Annotated in this window: 15 protein-coding genes; 8 read left to right on the plus strand and 7 right to left on the minus strand. The window is 72.5% G+C overall.

The genetic code is table 11. The annotated features are described in order from the left end of the window. Nucleotides 1-6: 6 nt before the first annotated feature. Entirely contained in the window at nucleotides 7-1044 is a 1038-nt protein-coding gene (locus OG617_RS09485; protein WP_405100528.1) for an ABC transporter ATP-binding protein, read from the plus strand. Beyond that, nucleotides 1028-2059: an ABC transporter ATP-binding protein gene (locus OG617_RS09490; protein WP_405100530.1), complete on the plus strand. Its 1032-nt coding sequence runs from the start codon at nucleotides 1028-1030 to the stop codon at nucleotides 2057-2059. The genes OG617_RS09485 and OG617_RS09490 overlap by 17 nt, the downstream gene beginning before the upstream one ends. A 33-nt stretch (nucleotides 2060-2092) precedes the next feature. Here OG617_RS09490 and purH read toward each other — a convergent pair whose 3' ends face one another. Beyond that, a complete protein-coding gene (gene purH, locus OG617_RS09495) occupies nucleotides 2093-3664 on the minus strand; it encodes a bifunctional phosphoribosylaminoimidazolecarboxamide formyltransferase/IMP cyclohydrolase (RefSeq protein ID WP_405100532.1) in 1572 nt (523 codons plus the stop codon). Further along, a complete protein-coding gene (gene purN, locus OG617_RS09500) occupies nucleotides 3661-4281 on the minus strand; it encodes a phosphoribosylglycinamide formyltransferase (protein WP_405100534.1) in 621 nt (206 codons plus the stop codon). Before purN ends, purH begins: the two co-directional genes overlap by 4 nt. 274 nt (nucleotides 4282-4555) lie before the next feature. Between purN and OG617_RS09505 the strand changes: the two genes are divergently transcribed. Further along, on the plus strand, nucleotides 4556-4810 hold the full coding sequence (locus OG617_RS09505) for a CD225/dispanin family protein (RefSeq protein WP_405100536.1): 255 nt from the start codon (nucleotides 4556-4558) through the stop codon (nucleotides 4808-4810). Between the two features lie 29 nt (nucleotides 4811-4839). Continuing rightward, nucleotides 4840-5433, plus strand: a complete 594-nt coding sequence (locus OG617_RS09510) for a DUF4190 domain-containing protein (protein WP_405100538.1) — start codon at nucleotides 4840-4842, stop codon at nucleotides 5431-5433. Nucleotides 5434-5545: 112 nt separating this feature from the next. Here the strand turns inward: OG617_RS09510 and OG617_RS09515 are convergent, their stop codons facing one another. Beyond that, nucleotides 5546-6835, minus strand: coding sequence for a DUF6350 family protein (locus tag OG617_RS09515; protein ID WP_405100540.1), 1290 nt, complete (start codon nucleotides 6833-6835; stop codon nucleotides 5546-5548). A 203-nt stretch (nucleotides 6836-7038) separates the two neighbouring features. Here OG617_RS09515 and OG617_RS09520 point away from each other — a divergent pair, with 203 nt between their 5' ends. Next, nucleotides 7039-7305, plus strand: a complete 267-nt coding sequence (locus OG617_RS09520) for a DUF4190 domain-containing protein (protein WP_405100542.1) — start codon at nucleotides 7039-7041, stop codon at nucleotides 7303-7305. Nucleotides 7306-7364: 59 nt separating this feature from the next. Here the strand turns inward: OG617_RS09520 and sucD are convergent, their stop codons facing one another. From sucD to OG617_RS09535, 3 genes are all read right to left on the minus strand, one after another. Further along, entirely contained in the window at nucleotides 7365-8252 is an 888-nt protein-coding gene (gene sucD / locus OG617_RS09525) for a succinate--CoA ligase subunit alpha (protein WP_405100544.1), read from the minus strand. A 2-nt stretch (nucleotides 8253-8254) separates the two neighbouring features. Continuing rightward, the gene (gene sucC, locus OG617_RS09530) at nucleotides 8255-9433 is read right to left on the minus strand and encodes an ADP-forming succinate--CoA ligase subunit beta (protein ID WP_405100546.1); all 1179 of its coding nucleotides are present in this window, start codon (nucleotides 9431-9433) and stop codon (nucleotides 8255-8257) included. Between the two features lie 676 nt (nucleotides 9434-10109). Then, complete coding sequence (locus tag OG617_RS09535) at nucleotides 10110-10514, minus strand: cobalamin B12-binding domain-containing protein (protein ID WP_396676997.1); 405 nt, start codon at nucleotides 10512-10514, stop codon at nucleotides 10110-10112. A gap of 390 nt (nucleotides 10515-10904) precedes the next feature. Between OG617_RS09535 and OG617_RS09540 the strand changes: the two genes are divergently transcribed. Both OG617_RS09540 and OG617_RS09545 read left to right on the plus strand, forming a co-directional pair. Next, on the plus strand, nucleotides 10905-11618 hold the full coding sequence (locus OG617_RS09540) for a M23 family metallopeptidase (protein ID WP_405100548.1): 714 nt from the start codon (nucleotides 10905-10907) through the stop codon (nucleotides 11616-11618). Nucleotides 11619-11893: 275 nt separating this feature from the next. Further along, nucleotides 11894-12679 (plus strand): M23 family metallopeptidase, encoded by a 786-nt coding sequence (locus OG617_RS09545; protein WP_405100550.1) that lies wholly within the window; start codon nucleotides 11894-11896, stop codon nucleotides 12677-12679. 109 nt (nucleotides 12680-12788) lie between these two features. On the opposite strand, the gene pcrA is transcribed toward OG617_RS09545, so the two are convergent. Further along, nucleotides 12789-15179, minus strand: coding sequence for a DNA helicase PcrA (gene pcrA / locus OG617_RS09550; RefSeq protein ID WP_405100552.1), 2391 nt, complete (start codon nucleotides 15177-15179; stop codon nucleotides 12789-12791). Between the two features lie 193 nt (nucleotides 15180-15372). Between pcrA and OG617_RS09555 the strand changes: the two genes are divergently transcribed. Beyond that, on the plus strand, nucleotides 15373-17223 hold the full coding sequence (locus tag OG617_RS09555) for a bifunctional metallophosphatase/5'-nucleotidase (RefSeq protein ID WP_405100554.1): 1851 nt from the start codon (nucleotides 15373-15375) through the stop codon (nucleotides 17221-17223). Nucleotides 17224-17311 lie beyond the last annotated feature (88 nt).

The raw sequence follows: 17311 nt of genomic DNA on the forward strand, positions 1-17311 counted from the left end.
ATTCCCATGAGCCAGTCCGCCGTCCGGCCCGTGCCGGCCTCCCCGACGCCCGAGGGCGGCCACCTCCTGGAGGTCCGGGACCTGCACGTCGAGTTCCGTACCGGCGAGGGGGTGGCCCGGGTGATCAACGGTGTCTCGTACCACCTGGACGCCGGCGAGACCCTGGCCGTGCTCGGCGAGTCCGGGTCCGGCAAGTCCGTCACCGCGCAGGCGATCATGGGCATCCTGGACACTCCCCCGGCGCACATCCGCTCCGGGCAGATCCTCTACCGGGGCCGGGACCTGCTCCGCCAGTCGGAGGAACAGCGTCGCCAGGTGCGCGGCAAGGAGATCGCGATCATCTTCCAGGACGCCCTGTCCGCGCTGAACCCGGTCTTCCCCGTCGGCTGGCAGATCGGCGAGACGCTGCGCCACCGGGAGGGGATGTCCCGGGCCGCGACCAAGGCCCGGACCATCGAGCTGATGGACCTGGTGCGGATCCCCGCCGCGGCCAGCCGGCTCGGCGACTACCCGCACCAGTTCTCCGGCGGGATGCGGCAGCGTGTCATGATCGCGATGGCGCTGGCGCTCAACCCGAAGGTGCTGATCGCCGACGAGCCGACCACCGCGCTGGACGTCACCGTGCAGGCCCAGATCATGGACCTGCTCGCCGACCTGCGCCGGGACCTGGACATGGCGATGATCCTGATCACCCACGACCTCGGCGTGGTGGCCGGCGTCGCGGACCGGATCGCCGTCATGTACGCGGGCCGGATCATCGAGCACGCCGACGTCCACTCGCTGTACCGGGCGCCGGCCCACCCGTACACGAAGGGGTTGCTGGAGTCGATCCCGCGCCTGGACGTGCGCGGCCAGGCCCTGTCGACGATCAGAGGGCTGCCGCCGAACCTGATGCGGATCCCCTCCGGCTGCCCCTTCCACCCCCGGTGCCCGTACGTGCAGCAGGTCTGCGTCGACGTGGTGCCGAACGACCTGGTCCTCGGCGACGGCCGGACCAGCGCGTGCCACTTCGCGCAGGAGGTCCGTGATGACAGCGCCCGCTAGCCCGGCCAAGGTGCGGGGCGAGACCATCCTCGCCGTCGACAACCTGGTCAAGCACTTCCCGATCAACCAGGGGGTGCTGTTCCAGCGCCAGGTCGGCGCGGTGCGCGCCGTCGACGGGGTCAGCTTCGAGCTGCGCCGGGGCGAGACGCTCGGCGTGGTCGGCGAGTCCGGCTGCGGCAAGTCCACCCTGGCCCGGCTGCTGATGCGGCTGGAGACGCCCACCTCCGGCCGGGCCACGCTGGAGGGTAGGGACCTGTTCCGGTCCTCCGGGGCGGAGCTGCGCCGGCTGCGACGCAACATGCAGATGGTGATGCAGGACCCGTACACGTCGTTGAACCCGCGGATGACGGTCGGCGCCATCATCGGGGAGCCGTTCGACATCCACCCGGACGCCGCGCCGAAGGGCAGCAAGCGCAAGCGGGTGCAGGAGCTGCTGGACGTGGTCGGGTTGAACCCGGAGCACATCAACCGGTACCCGCACCAGTTCTCCGGCGGCCAGCGCCAGCGCATCGGCATCGCCCGGGCACTCGCCCTGCGCCCGGAGATCATCGTCTGCGACGAGCCGGTGTCGGCCCTGGACGTCTCCATCCAGGCCCAGGTCATCAACCTGCTGGAACAGCTCCAGGACGAGTTCGGCCTGTCCTACGTCTTCATCGCCCACGACCTGTCCGTGGTGCGGCACATCGCCGACCGGGTCGCCGTGATGTACCTCGGCAAGATCGTCGAGATCGGCACCGAGGACGAGATCTACGAGCGGGCCACCCACCCGTACACCCAGGCGCTGCTGTCGGCGGTGCCGGTGCCCGACCCGGGCGCCCGCAACGACCGGACCATGATCCGGCTCACCGGCGACGTGCCCAGCCCGGCGGATCCGCCGAGCGGCTGCCGCTTCCGCACCCGCTGCTGGAAGGCCCAGGAGGTCTGCGCCCGCGAGGAACCCCACCCGGTCCCCCGCGCGGCCGACCCCCACCCGTCGGCCTGCCACTTCGCCGAACTCCGGCCCACCACCATCTGACCCGCCGCCGCCGGGCGGCGGCGGGTCAGGTGATCAGTGGAAGAAGTGGCGGGTGGCCGTCAGGTACATGGTGACGCCGGCCTCCTTGCAGGCGGCGATCACCTCCTCGTCGCGGATCGAGCCGCCCGGCTGGACGATCGCCTTCACCCCGGCCTCGATGAGGATCTTCGCGCCGTCGGCGAAGGGGAAGAACGCGTCCGAGGCGGCGACCGAGCCCCCGGCCCGCTCGACGCCGGCCCGGGTGACCGCAAGCTTTGCCGAGTCGACCCGGTTGACCTGACCCATGCCGACCCCGACGGTCGCGCCGTCCTTGGCCAGCAGGATCGCGTTGCTCTTCACGGCGCGCACCGCCCGCCAGGCGAACGCCAGGTCGCGCAGCGTCGCCTCGTCGGCCGCCTCGCCGGTGGCGAGCCGCCAGTTGGCCGGGTCGTCGCCGTCGGCGTCGATCCGGTCGGCCAGCTGGACCAGGATGCCGCCGGTGACCTGCCGCCACTCCGCCGGCAGCGGGGCGTACGCCGGGGCGCGCAGCAGCCGGATGTTCTTCTTGCCCTGGAGGACCTCCGCCGCGCCGGGCTCGAACTCCGGCGCGACCAGCACCTCGGTGAAGATGTCGGCGACCTGCCGGGCCAGCTCCACGGAGACTGGCCGGTTGACCGCGATCACCCCGCCGTACGCCGACACCGGGTCGCAGGCGTGCGCCCGGCGGTGCGCCTCGGCGACGTCACCGCCGACCGCGATCCCGCACGGGTTGGCGTGCTTGATGATCGCCACGGCCGGCTGGTCGGCGAAGTCGTTCGCCGCCCGCCACGCGGCGTCGGCGTCGACGTAGTTGTTGTACGACATCTCCTTGCCGTGCAGCTGCTCGGCCTGGGCCAGGCCCGCCGGGCTGCTCGGGTCGGCGTAGAGCGCGGCGGCCTGGTGCGGGTTCTCGCCGTAGCGCAGCACCGGCCCGCGGCGCAGCGCCAGCCCGGCGAACTCCGGCCACCCCCCGGCGTCCGGGGCCAGGGTGACGGCGCACCACTCGGCCACGGCCACGTCGTACTCGGCGATGGCGGCGAAAGCGCGGGCCGCCAGCGCCCGGCGCTGGGCCAGGGTGAACCCGCCCTCGCCGATGGCCGCCAGCACGGCCGGGTACCCGGCCGGGTCGGTGACCACGGCCACCGAGGCGTGGTTCTTGGCTGCGGCGCGGACCATCGCCGGGCCGCCGATGTCGATCTGCTCCACGCACTCCTCGACGCCCGCGCCGGAGGCGACCGTGGCCTGGAACGGGTAGAGGTTGGACACCAGCAGGTCGATCCCGGCGATGCCGTGCTCGTCGAGCTGGGCGGCGTGCGAGTCCTTGCGCAGGTCGGCCAGGAGGCCGCCGTGGATCGCCGGGTGCAGGGTCTTCACCCGGCCGTCGAGGATCTCGGGGAAGCCGGTCACCGACTCGACCGGGGTCACCGGCACCCCGGCGTCGGCGATGGTCGACGCGGTGCTGCCGGTCGAGACGAGCTCCACGCCGGCCGCGTGCAGGGCCCGGGCCAGCTCGACCAGGCCCTTCTTGTCGTAGACGCTGACCAGCGCCCGCCGGATCGGGCGGCGCTCGTCCTCAGTGGCACTCACGGAAAGGTGACCTTTCTTCCGGTGATCGTCCAGCCTTCGCGGACCAGCCGACCGACCTGCTCGACGAGCTGCCGGCGCTCGGCGGACTTGATGCGCTCGGTGAGCGCATCCTCGTCGTCGTCGTCGAGCACCGGTACGGCGACCTGGGCGACGATCGGGCCGGTGTCCATCCCGGCGTCGACGAAGAAGAGGGTGGCCCCGGTGATCTTCACGCCGTAGGCGAGGGCGTCCCGGGGGCCGTGGATGCCGGGAAACGCCGGCAGCAGGGTGTTGTGCGTGTTGAGGTAGCGGTCGCCGAACGCGGCGAGGAAGTCGGGGCCGACCAGCTTGAGGAAGCCGGCGGAGACCACCAGGTCGGGGCGGTGCGCGGCGACCTGCGCGGTGAGCGCGGCGTCCCAGTCCGCCCGGGTCGGGTGGTCGGAGACCCGCTCGACGAAGGTCGGCACCCCGGCGGCGGCGGCCCGGTCCAGGCCGGCGATGCCGTCCCGGTCCGCGCCTACGGCGACCACCCTGGCCCCGTAGGCCGGGTCGACGGCGGCGTCAAGCAACGCCTGGAGATTACTGCCGGAGCCGGAGACGAGGACGACGATGCGGGCGACGGGCGCGGGCTCGGTCACGCCGCCACCCTATCGGGCAGGTCGGGGCGGCTCTCGTGTGGGCGGGCAGGCCGGATCGACCGTCGGCGCGGGCGATCCGGATCCCGACAACGAGAATTTGGTGACCGCCGCTGTCGCCCCCACCCTGTACGCTGCCGGTCGCTCGGTGCCCGGCGCAAGCCTGGTCCCGCACCCGTCAGTGACCGACACGCCCGTTGTGTCGATGGACTCAGAGGAGTAGGCCGCGATGCAGCCCAACTACACATCCCCCCAACCGCAACAGATCAATAACAACATGACGATGTCCATCGTGGCCATCTTCCTCTTCTGGCCGTTGGCCATCCCGGCGATCATCAACGCGTCGAAGGTCAACCCGCTGATCCAGCAGGGCGACTACGCGGGGGCGCAGGCGGCGGCCGCCGAGTCGAAGAAGTGGTCCAAGTGGGCCCTGATCGTCGGCATCGCCTGGTACGTGATCTTCATCGTGTGCTGCGCACTGGGCGGTATTGGGGCGATCATGGGTGCGGATACCAGCACCACCAGCTACTGACAGCAGCCTCAGGCAAGGAGCACCAGCGAATGCAGCCCGGTCAGGACCCGTACGGCCAGCAGCCCAACGACCCGAACCAGCCGCAGTACAACGACCCGTACGCCCAGCAGCCCCCGCAGGCGCCGTACGGGCAGCAGCCCACATCGGGGCAGCCGTACGGGCAGGACCCGTACGGCCAGCAGCCGCAGGCGCCGTACGGCCAGCAGCCGGCCGCCGGTCAGCCGTACGGCCAGCAGCCGACGTCGGGCCAGCCCTACGGCCAGCCCGCCCCGGGCCAGCCCTACGGGCAGGACCCGTACGCCCAGCAGCCCTACGGAGCCGCGCCGGGCTACCCGAACGCCGGCTACCCGCAGGCGCAGGGCCAGCAGAACACCCTCGGCCTGGTGTCGATGATCCTCGGCATCGCGTCGATCCCGCTGGTCTGCTGCCTGTACCTGGGCGTCCCGGTCGGCATCGCCGCGGTGGTCACCGGCTACCTCGGCCGGCAGAAGGCGAACCAGGGCCTGGCCAGCAACGACGGCCAGGCCAAGACCGGTCTGATCTGCGGTGCGGTGGGTGTCGGGCTCGGCATCGTGCTGTTCATCCTCAGCATCGTGGCGAACGTCAACCTGCCGACCTCCTGAGTCGGCGGTACCACCGAGGGGCGCTCCGGACAGTTTCCGGGGCGCCCCTCGGCGCGTCCCGGCGCCGCGCCGTCGCCACCGCGTCGCCGTCGCCACCCGCTCCACCGGAGCGTCAGGAAGGGGTCCGGCCCTTCGACAGGGAGCGGGTGGCGGCGGCGCCGAGCAGGGCGCCGGCCGCGACCACCGCCGTGGCCGTCCCGGCCACCTGCCACGGGACCGGGCCGATCTCGGCCAGCCGCCCCCCGCCGAGCGGCCCGCCGGAGGCCCCCGCGAGCACCCCGAGCAGCAGCCCCGCGACCGGGCCGGCAAGGGCCGCCGGTACCAGCAGGGCGGACCAGGCCAGCTGCGTCCGCTGCCCGGCGGCCCGCCGCAGCCGGCGGGCGAGCAGGCAGCCGGCGGCCATGCCGGCCAGGACCGGGATCGCGAGCAGGGCCGCCCCGAATCCGTCCACCGGCCCGCTGGGCAGGCCGGCCAACAACGGTAGGGCCGGCAGCGCGCCGAGCGAAACCTCGCTCGTGCGTACGACGGTGTCGGCGCCGACGGCGAACCCGGGGCCGAGCAGGTAGCTGGCGGACCAGACCGTGGCATTCGGCGCGTAGGCGAGGCTGACCAGGGTGATCCCGGCCTGCCCGGCCACCCCCGTGCGGTACGCCCCGATCATGTCCGCCGCGTCCCCGCCGCCGGTGGCGATCGCCAATCCGGCTACTCCCGCCCCCGCCCCCAGCAGCAGCAGCCCGGCGACCAGACCGGTGCGCACCCCGTCCCGCACCAGGGCGGGCACCCGCTCGACGAGCAGGCCGGCCACGCCGGTGGTGCGGGCCGCCCCGGCCAGGGCCGCGAGCGCGCCGAAGATCGCGAAGGTCCCGCCGGCGCGGATCGGGGACACCGCCGGCCCGCCGACGCCGGCCAGCACCGCGGCGAGGGTGCCCAGCAACGCGTACCCGACGCCGACCGCGCCGGCGGCGGTGAGCGCCTGGCGCGGCGAGCGCCCGCCCCGGGCCCCGATCGCCCGGCTGGTGTGCACGCCGGCCCGGAACAGCCGCCAGACCGCCAGCACCGTGAGCGCCACCGGGGCGAGGCCGACCGGGCCGGCGTCGGTGGCCAGCGGGACCCCGTGGCCGAGCAGCCAGCCGCCCAGGCCGGCGCGCAGCGCCCCGGCGACGGAGCCGGCGTCCTCGCTGAGCTGGGCGAGCCCGAGCACCAGCGCAACCGGCAGGTACGACGTGAGCGCGGCCCAGGTGGCGGCGACCCCGGCGGCGACCGCGAGCGGGGCCCGGTTGCGGGGGGCCTCCCCGGCCCGGGGCGCGGGCACCCGGGGACCCGGTGGGCGGCCGGCGGGCCGATCGTCGGCGCCCACCCCGGTGGCCGGACGGCGGGGCTGATCAGGGGTGACGGAGGACATCGCGTCTACTCTGGCATGCCGCGCCGTCGCGGGCAGTCCGATACCGCGCCCGACCGGCCGCAAGTTCGTGATCTACCGACTTGTCGCCCGTAATCCGGTCTAGCCTCGGCCCAGACGCGAACTTCTCCTGTCGCGGCCTCTTCCGGGTGCCGGCCTGCGGTCGGCCGGCTGGAGCAGGCCGACCAGACCACTCGGAGGTAGCCGTGAACGCTCCGTATCCGCCGCCACCGCCGCCACCGGCCGCCGGCCGGGACCGCACCACGCTGTGGGGCGTGCTCGGCATCGTCCTGGGCCTGATCTGCTGCGGCGTCCTCGGCATCGTCTTTGGGTACCTGTCTGTCCGGGACGCCAAACGGTACGGCCAGTCGCCGGTGCTGGGCTACCTCGCCATCGCGTTCGGCGTGATCAACATCATCGGCAGCGTGATCCTGCGGGCGAACGGCAACTACCCGTTCTGGAACAATGACTGATCTCTACGACGCGAGGGGGCCGACCGCCCGGTCGACCCCCTCTGCGCGGCTCAGGCTGCTCAGCCGGCGGACATGATCTCCCGCATCAGCTTGGCGGTCTCGGTCGGGGTCTTGCCGACCTTCACGCCGACGGCCTCCAGCGCCTCCTTCTTCGCCTCGGCGGTGCCCGCCGAGCCGGAGATGATCGCGCCGGCGTGGCCCATGGTCTTGCCGGGCGGGGCGGTGAAGCCGGCGATGTAGCCGACCACCGGCTTGGTCACGTTCGCCTTGATGAAGTCGGCGGCCCGTTCCTCGGCGTCGCCGCCGATCTCGCCGATCATCACGATCGCGTCGGTCTCCGGGTCGGCCTCGAACGCGGCCAGGGCGTCGATGTGGGTGGTCCCGATGATCGGGTCGCCGCCGATGCCGACGCAGGTCGAGAAGCCGATGTCGCGCAGCTCGTACATCATCTGGTAGGTCAGCGTGCCGCTCTTGCTGACCAGGCCGATCCGGCCGGTGCCGGTGATGTCGGCCGGGATGATGCCGGCGTTGGAGGCGCCCGGCGAGGCGATGCCCGGGCAGTTCGGCCCGATGATCCGGGTCCGCTCCCCCTTGGCCACGTTGTACGCCCAGAACGCGGCGGTGTCGTGCACCGGTACGCCCTCGGTGATCACCACGGCCAGCGGGATCTCGGCGTCGATCGCCTCGATCACGGCGGCCTTGGTGAACTGCGGCGGGACGAAGATCACCGTGACGTCGGCACCGGTCTGGGCCATGGCGTCGGCGACGGTCGCGAAGACCGGCAGCGCCGTGCCGTCGAAGTCCACGGTCTGGCCCGCCTTGCGCGGGTTGGTGCCGCCGACGACGTCGGTGCCGGCGGCAAGCATCCGCCGGGTGTGCTTGGAACCCTCGGAACCGGTCATCCCCTGCACGATGACCTTCGAGTTCTTGGTCAGCCAGATAGCCATGATCAGACCCCCGCAGCCGCCAGCTCGGCGGCCCGCTCGGCCGCGCCATCCATGGTGTCGACCCGCTGCACGAGCGGGTTGTTCGCGCTGTCGAGGATCGCCCGACCGGCCTCGGCGTTGTTGCCGTCGAGGCGGACCACGAGCGGCTTGGTGACCTTCTCGCCGCGCTGCTCCAACAGGGCCAGCGCCTGCACGATGCCGTTGGCGACCTCGTCGCAGGCGGTGATGCCGCCGAAGACGTTGACGAACACGCTGCGCACCGACGGGTCGGACAGGACGATCTCCAGCCCGTTCGCCATCACCGCGGCGCTGGCGCCGCCGCCGATGTCGAGGAAGTTGGCCGGCTTGACGCCGCCGTGCCGCTCGCCCGCGTAGGCGACCACGTCGAGGGTCGACATGACCAGGCCCGCGCCGTTGCCGATGATCCCGACCTCGCCGTCGAGCTTGACGTAGTTGAGGTCCTTCTCCTTGGCGGCCTGCTCCAGCGGGTCCACCGCGGCCTGGTCGACCAGGGCCTCGTGGTCGGGGTGCCGGAACCCGGCGTTCTCGTCCAGGGTCACCTTGGCGTCGAGCAGCAGCAGCTTGCCGTCGCTCGTCGTCGCCAGCGGGTTCACCTCGACCAGCGTGGCGTCCTCGGCGACGAACGCCTGCCACAGCCCGACGGCGACGTCGACGACCTGGTCAGCGACGTCGGCGGGGAAGTTGGCGGCGGTGACGATCTCGCGGGCCTTGGCCTCGTCGACGCCCTTGACGGCGTCGATCGGAGCCTTGACGACCTTGTCCGGGGTCTCGGCGGCGACCTGCTCGATGTCCATTCCGCCGGCGACGCTGGCGATGCAGAGGAAGGTGCGGTTCGCCCGGTCGAGCAGGTACGAGAAGTAGTACTCCTCGGCCACGTCCGCGGTCACGGTGATCATGACCTTGTGGACCGTGTGACCCTTGATGTCCATGCCGAGGATGTCGGTGGCACGGGCCACCGTCTCATCCGCGCCCTCGGCCAGCTTGACGCCGCCGGCCTTTCCGCGGCCGCCGACCTTCACCTGCGCCTTGACGACCACGCGACCGCCGAGGCGTTCGGCGATCGCGCGGGCCTCCTCCGGGGTGTTGGCGACGCCGCCGGCGAGCACGGGCAAGCCGTGCCGCTCGAACAGGTCCCGCCCCTGGTACTCGTACAGGTCCACGATTGCGCGTCCCGTCCCGTCTCCGCGGCGCGCCGTCGCGCCGCCACCAGCGTGTGAAAACAGTTTGATGCCTGTCATCAGTTGAAACAGGCCATTGGGCGCAGCCTAGCGAGGTCGGCACGGCCGGCAACCGAGCGGGTGCACGGTGTGCCCTAATCCACAACCAGCCCAGTGGGCCCCGTGCGCCCCGGATCCGGGCAGCCCCGCGCGGTCGCCGGTGGGCCCAGGCGGTCCCGGCGGGCCCGCGGTCCCGATGGGCCGAAGCCGCCCGAAAGAGCCCGACTGCCCGAAAGAACCGGATCATCCGTGAAAGGACCGAGCTGTCTGGAGCGATCCGGTGGCGGCTTGGGGCGTCCCGTTGGCCACCGGCCACCGGCCACCAGCCGGCGGGTCGGCGGGTCGGCGGGTCGATCGTCCCGTTGGCCGGCGGGGCCGGCGGGCGGGGTGGGCCGGCCGTGGGATTCCTGTCGACGATGTTCGGCGGGCGGCGTAACCCCCTGGCCAGGGCCTCGTTGAGTCAGATGTCGGAACGCTGCTGGTCAGCGCGACGGCGGGAGACGGCCGATGCCCTGTCGGTCGAGGGGTGGCGGCGGGGCATCGTGCATAGAGGGGCCGGACGTGTGAGGGGTGCGTCCGGCCCCTCCCCCGTGTCTGGGGGAGGGTGGCGACCGCCGGGTCAGGCGACCGACTGGGCGACGTTGGCCCGGACCCACTCCACGATCGACCGGGTGGTCGCACCCGGGGTGAACACCTTCGCGACGCCGAGCCGCTCCAACTCGGGGAGGTCGGCGTCCGGGATGATGCCGCCGCCGAAGACGACGATGTCGCGCGCGTCCCGCTCACCGAGCAGCTCGATGACCCGCCGGAACAGCGTCATGTGCGCCCCGGACAGCACGGAGAGCCCGACGGCGTCGGCGTCCTCCTGGATGGCGGTCTCCACGATCTGCTCCGGGGTCTGGTGCAGGCCGGTGTAGATGACCTCCATGCCAGCGTCCCGCAGGGCACGGGCGACCACCTTGGCCCCGCGGTCGTGGCCGTCGAGGCCCGGCTTCGCGACGACGACCCGGATACGAGAGCTCATCAGCGGACACCTTTCGAGGCGCTACGACTGTCACCTGAACGAACGGTAACCCGACCGGCCGAGACCGGGGAATCCGGGCGTCCACACCACGAAAAGCGTAGGGGTTTCGGGCGGGGTTCGGACATCCGGTGTGCGACGTCACCCTGCGCGACGAACGGGCAGCGACGAGGGCATACGCCCACCGTGACGAGTCCTGACAATAACGGACGCAAACGGACAGATCGACACGCCAATTACCCGGTCTGGCTTGTGACCGGCGTGGTGGTTGGCTAACGTGACCACGGTTGTCATCAGGTCCACCGACGGGTGACGACGCGGCCAGCCGACGTTCACCACCGCTTCACGGGGCGCCGGCCGACCGCTTCGGAACCCCGACAACGGAGGGTGTGCGTGCGCCAGCGCCTGTCGTCTGAGCCCGATCGATATCGCGGTCGCCGCCGCGTACCCACCCCCCCGCGCAGCCGCTACGCAGCCGTCGTCACCACCGCGTTCGTCGGTGCGGGCATGGTCGCGCTCGGCGCGGCCGCGCTGCCGGACGCCAAGAGCGTCAGCCCGTCTGTCCTTGACGAGCTCAAGCAGGCGTCCATCACCAGCCAGGACGTCGCAGCCCGCGCCGACTCCGACGACCGGGCCTCCCGGGACAGTCGGGCGGAGACGAAGGCCTCCACCGAGCAGGACGTCTGGCTCCTGCCCCTGCAGGGCTACGACTTCAACGCGCCCTACGGCATGCACGGGGGCAAGCTGCACACCGGCGTCGACCTGGTCGCTCCGGAGGGCACTCCCTACGTCGCCATCCACGCTGGCGCCGTCACCAAGGCCGGCTGGTTCGGCGGCTACGGCTACACGGTCATCGTCAAGCACACCGACGGCAGCGAGGCCATCTACGGTCACTCCTCCGCGGTGACCGTCAAGGAGGGCCAGCAGGTCAAGGCCGGGGACCAGCTCGGCCTGGTCGGCAACACCGGCCACTCCTACGGCGCGCACCTGCACCTGGAGATCCATGTCAACGGGGATCCCCGGGACCCGGTGCCGTGGCTCCAGGACCGCGGAGTGGACATCAAGATGCAAGTCGAGGCATTTTACAGCGACGTGACCACGTCCTGACGCTGAGCATCGCCCGTTGACCGCCCGGATCAGTCGATCCGGGCGGTTTTTTCGTTGTCCCGCCGGCCGAATGTCTGCTACGCCACATCGCAAGATGTGGCCGGCGACACACCAACCATGATCACTTATCGGGATGAAGCGGTCGGGGGCGGGACGGAACGGGCGGGAGTCGGCTGCTGGCGGGCCGGCGGAACCCCGCCCCCTACCCACCGGCCAACAGCGCAAACACCAGGATTTCGAGGTCCCTGCCCCTCGAAGACGTGAAGGTCCCCGCCGTGCAGGAAGAGAACATCCGCAACGAGAGCACCCCCGACGCGCCGACCCGCCACCGACTGCGCCCCCGGCGCGGCGGGCGGGCCCTGGTGATCGGCGCGGCGGCCCTGGTCGGGCTCGGCCTCGCCGGTGTCGCCGTCGCCACCACGCGCGGCGAGGGCTCGCCGACCCCGGCCGCCGTGGCGATCGACGCACAGGCCCGCGCCGAGGCCGCCGACCGGGCCGACCGCTCCGTCCGCGAGTCGGCCGACCCGGTCACCCCGTCCGCCAGTCCCACCACCCCGGCGCCGAGCCCGTCGAGCGCCAGCCCCAGTGCCAGCCCGACGAAGCAGGTCACCACGAAGCCCACGCCGAGGCCCACGCCGAAGAAGACCAGCAAGCCCGCGTCGGCCTGGGTCATCCCGATGGCGGGCGCCCAGATCACCTCTTGTTATGGCCAACGGTGGGGCACTCTGCACGCCGGCATCGACTTCGCCCTGCCTGCGGGCACCCCGATCCACGCCGCCGCAGCGGGCACCGTGGTCAAGGCCAGTGATGTCGGCGACGGGTACGGCATCTCCGTCTTCGTCGACCACGGCAACGGCTACCTGACCCACTACGCCCACCAGAGCCGCACCGCCGTCAGCGAGGGCGCGAAGGTCAAGGCGGGACAGGTCATCGGCTACGAGGGCTCCACCGGCGACTCCACCGGCCCGCACCTGCACTTCGAGGTGCACCAGGGCCAGATGTGGAACCAGATCGACCCCGCGCCGTTCCTGCGCGCCCGGGGCATCGACGTGGCCTGCTGACAGCCCGCCGGGCGGCCCCGCCCGGCAGCACGGCCCGGTCCGGCGGCCCCGCCCGGCAGCACGGCAGCACGGCCCGTCCGGCAACGCGCCGGGCGGGCCGCCGGGCGGGTCAGAGCTTGTCGACCGGGGCGTGCCGCAACACCAGCCACATCGTCTGGTCGCCGAAGTCGATCTGCGCCCGCGCCCCGGGGCCGTGCCCCTCCACGGCGAGCACCCGGCCCAGGCCGTACCGCTGGTGGTTGACCCGGTCCCCGGCCGCCACCTTGGGCCCCTGGGGCAGCTCGCTGGCCGTGGTCAGCCGACTGCCGTCCACGCCGAGCCGCTTGGCCAGCTGGGCCGCCTTGGGCGTCCCCCCGGCGAAGCCGCCGGGGCGGTCCGCGCGACCGCCGACGCCGCCGCCACCCCCGGCCCACGAGGTGTACGTCCCCTCGGTGCGCTCCCAGCGGACCAGCTCCGGCGGCAACTCCTCCAGGAACCGGGAGGGCGGGTTGTAGGCCGGCTGCCCCCACGCCGAGCGGGTCACCGCGCGGGACAGGTAGAGCCGCTGCCGGGCCCGGGTGATGCCCACGTACGCCAGCCGGCGTTCCTCCTCCAGCTCCCGGGTGTCGCCCAGCGAGCGCAGGTGCGGGAAGACGCCGTCCTCCAGCCCGGTGAGGAACACCACCGGGAACTCCAGGCCCTTGGCGGTGTGCAGGGTCATCAGGGTGACCACGCCCTGGTGGTCCGGGTCGTCGGAGGGGATCTGGTCGGCGTCGGCGACCAGCGCGACCTGCTCCAGGAAGCCCGCCAGGGTGGCCCGCTCCCCCTCGGCGCCCAGCGCCTCGATCCGCTCGGTGTACTCCCGGGCGACGCTGACCAGCTCCTGGAGGTTGTCCACCCGGCCGGCGTCCTGCGGGTCGAGGCTCTCCTCCAGCTCGGTGAGGTAACCCGAGCGGGTGAGCAGCGCCTCCAGCACCTCCTCCGGGGTGCCGGTCTCGGCCAGCTCCCGCGCCCCGTCCAGCAGCGCGATGAAGTCGCCGATGCCGTTGGCCGCCCGGGTGGAGATGCCCGGGGCGTCCTTGGCCCGGCGCAGTGCCGCGCCGAAGGAGACCCGGTCCCGGCCGGAGAGCGCCTCGACGCACGCCTCCGCGCGGTCGCCGATGCCCCGGCGGGGGGTGTTCAGGACGCGGCGCAGGCTGACCGTGTCGTCGTCGTTGACCACCGCGCGCAGGTAGGCCAGCGCGTCGCGGACCTCCTTGCGCTCGTAGAAGCGCACCCCGCCGACCACCTTGTAGGGCAGGCCGATCCGGATGAACACCTCCTCGAAGACCCGGGACTGGGCGTTGGTGCGGTAGAAGACCGCCACGTCGCCGGGGCGGGCGGCACCGTCGTCGACCAGCCGGTCGACCTCCCGGCTCACCCAGTCCGCCTCGGCGTGCTCGGTGTCGGCGACGTACCCGACGATCTGCTCGCCCGCGCCCGCGTCGCTCCACAGCCGCTTGGGCTTGCGGGAGGTGTTCCGGTCGATCACCGCGTTGGCGGCGTTCAGGATGGTCTGGGTGGAGCGGTAGTTCTGCTCCAGCAGGATCGTCCGGGCATCGGTGAAGTCCCGCTCGAACTCCAGGATGTTGCGGATCGTCGCGCCCCGGAACGCGTAGATCGACTGGTCGGCGTCGCCGACTACGCACAGCTCGGCCGGCTCGATCCCCTCGGTGCCGGAGACCAGCTCCTTGATCAGGGTGTACTGGGCGTGGTTGGTGTCCTGGTACTCGTCGACCAGGACGTGCCGGAACCGGCGGCGGTAGCTCTCCGCGACGTGCGGGTGCGACTGGAACAGGTGCACCGTGGTCATGATCAGGTCGTCGAAGTCCAGCGCGTGCGCCTCGCGCAGCCGCCGCTGGTAGAGCGTGTACGCCTCGGCGAGCGCCCGCTCGTTGGGGCCGTTGGCCCGCCCGGCGAACTCCTCCGGGTCGACCAGCTCGTTCTTCAGGTTGGAGACCTGGGCGGCCAGCCCACGCGCCGGGTAGCGCTTCGGGTCGAGGTCCAGCTCGCGGGCGACGAGCTGCATCAGCCGGCGGGAGTCGTCGGCGTCGTAGATCGAAAAGGTCGACTTCAGGCCGGCGTGCTCGTGCTCGGCCCGCAGGATCCGCACGCAGGCCGAGTGGAACGTCGACACCCACATCAGCCGGGCGCGCGGGCCGACCAGGTGGGTCACCCGCTCCTTCATCTCGCCGGCGGCCTTGTTGGTGAAGGTGATCGCGATGATCTCGCCGGGGTGCACGTCCCGGGCGGCGAGCAGGTACGCGATCCGGTGGGTGAGCACCCGGGTCTTGCCCGAGCCTGCGCCGGCCACGATCAGCAACGGCGAGCCGGCGTGGGTGACGGCGTCACGCTGGGGCCCGTTCAGGTCCTCCACCAGCTGCTGCGGATCGAGCCGGGCCGGCGGCCCGGGGCGGCGCGGCGGGGCCGACGCGGGCTCGGGCACGGACGGGGACGCGGGGATGTCGAAGAGAGGCTGCATCGCAGGGCGATTCTATGCCGCCCGCCGGACACTTCCCGACTCACCGCCCCGCCCGCCGCCACCCCCGTGGCCCGGCGCGCAGCCCGAAGAGACCAACCCGTCACCCGACCGGCTCTGGCGCGGCCGTCCCTGATAAACGACGATGGCCGGGAAACCCCGGATCCTCCCCCGTACACGATTTGGGAGAAAAACCATGAGTCAACCGCGCTCGCGCGGTCGGGCGGTGCTGCGTCACCTCGCCGCGCCGGCCCTCGCACTGGCCGTCGTCGCCACGCTGCCGGCCGCCACTCGGCCCGCGCCGGCCCCGGTCGCCGACCCCTGGGCGGCCCTCGCCCCGGTCTCGGTCTCCTACGCCAAGCCGCTCGGCGGCGAGGTCAAGGGCAACTTCCTCAGCTACAACGACTTCCACGGCGCCATCGACCCGCCCGGCGGCAGCGGCGCCACCGTCAACGGCACCCCGGCCGGCGGCGTCGAGTACCTCGCCACCTGGCTGAAGAGGCTCCGCGCCGAGGCGAAGGCCGAGGGGCGGACCAGCACCACCGTCGGCGCCGGCGACCTGGTCGGCGCCTCTCCGCTGGTCAGCGCCGCGTTCCACGACGAGCCGACGATCGAGCTGATGGACGAGATCGGCCTCCAGGTCAGCTCGGTCGGCAACCACGAGTTCGACGAGGGCGTCAACGAGCTGATCCGGCTCAACAAGGGCGGCTGCCACCCGGTCGACGGCTGCCAGGACGGCGACGGCTTCGCCGGCGCGAAGTTCACCTACCTCGCGGCCAACACGGTCAGCAAGAAGACCGGCCTGCCGATCCTGCCCCCGGTCGACGTGAAGTTCGTCGGCGGCGTGCCGGTCGGCTTCGTCGGGGTCACCCTGGAGGGCACCCCGGGCATCGTCAACCCCGCCGGCATCACCTCGGTCACCTTCAAGGACGAGGTGGAGACCGCCAACAAGTGGGGCGGGCTGCTCAAGCTCTTCGGCGTCAAGGCGATGGTGCTGCTGGTGCACGAGGGCGGCGCGCAGTCCCCGCCGCCGAGCGCCCCGGGCGTCTCCGACTGCGCCAACTTCTCCGGCCCGATCGTGGACATCGTGCGCGGCCTGCGGCCGGAGTTCGGCCTGGTCGTCTCCGGCCACACCCACCGCTTCTACTCCTGCTCGCTGCCGAACTCGGCCGGCCAGCAGAGCGTGGTCACCAGCGCCGGCACCAACGGCCAGCTCGTCACCGACGTGGACTACTCGCTGGACCGCCGCTCCGGCCGGTTCACCGGGATCTCCGCCCGCAACGTGGTCGTCGAGAACGGCATCCGCAACGCCGACGGCACCTGGCAGCAGAGCGGCCCCGGCGTGTTCGCCCGCAACCCCGAGCTGGTCGACGCGGGCGCGAAGGCGCTGTCCGACAAGTACCGCACGGCGGTCGCCCCGATCGCCAACCGGGTGGTCGGGAGGATCAGCGCGGACATCGTCCGGGACGTCCGGCCCAACGGCGAGAGCCCGCTCGGCGACGTGATCGCCGACGCGCAACTCGCGTACACGGCCGGCGACGGGGCGCAGATCGCCCTGATGAACCCGGGCGGAGTCCGGGCATCCCTGTCGTACGGGGCGTCGGCCGGCGGCGAGGCGCCGGGTGAGGTGACCTACGGCGAGGCGTTCAGCGTCCAGCCGTTCAACAACCTGGTGGTCACCCAGACGTTCACCGGGGCCCAGCTCAAGAACGTGCTGGAGCAGCAGTTCCCCGGCTTCAACGGGCAGACCGCCCAGCGGATCCTCCAGGTCTCGGCCGGGCTGACCTACTCGTACGACAGCACCGCCCCGGCGGGCTCCCGGGTGAGCGCCCTGGCGCTGAACGGGACCCCGGTCGACCCGGCGGCCAGCTACCGGGTCACCACGAACGATTTCCTGGCCAACGGCGGCGACGGCTTCACCGAGCTGGCTGGCGGCGCCGGCCGCACCACCGCCCCCGGCTTCGACGTCGACGCCCTGGTGTCGTACGTGGGCGCGGGCGCCCCGGTGGGGCCGGGCCCCGCCGATCGGATCACCCGCCTCGGCTGAGTGCGCGCAGAGGCCCCTTCTCCCCGCTGACGCCGGCCCGGAGAAGGGGCCCCGCACCGCGATTCCCCGTGGACCCGGCGCGAATCCT

This window comes from Micromonospora sp. NBC_01412, assembly GCF_045040215.1.
In the GTDB taxonomy this organism is placed as follows: domain Bacteria; phylum Actinomycetota; class Actinomycetes; order Mycobacteriales; family Micromonosporaceae; genus Micromonospora; species Micromonospora rubida.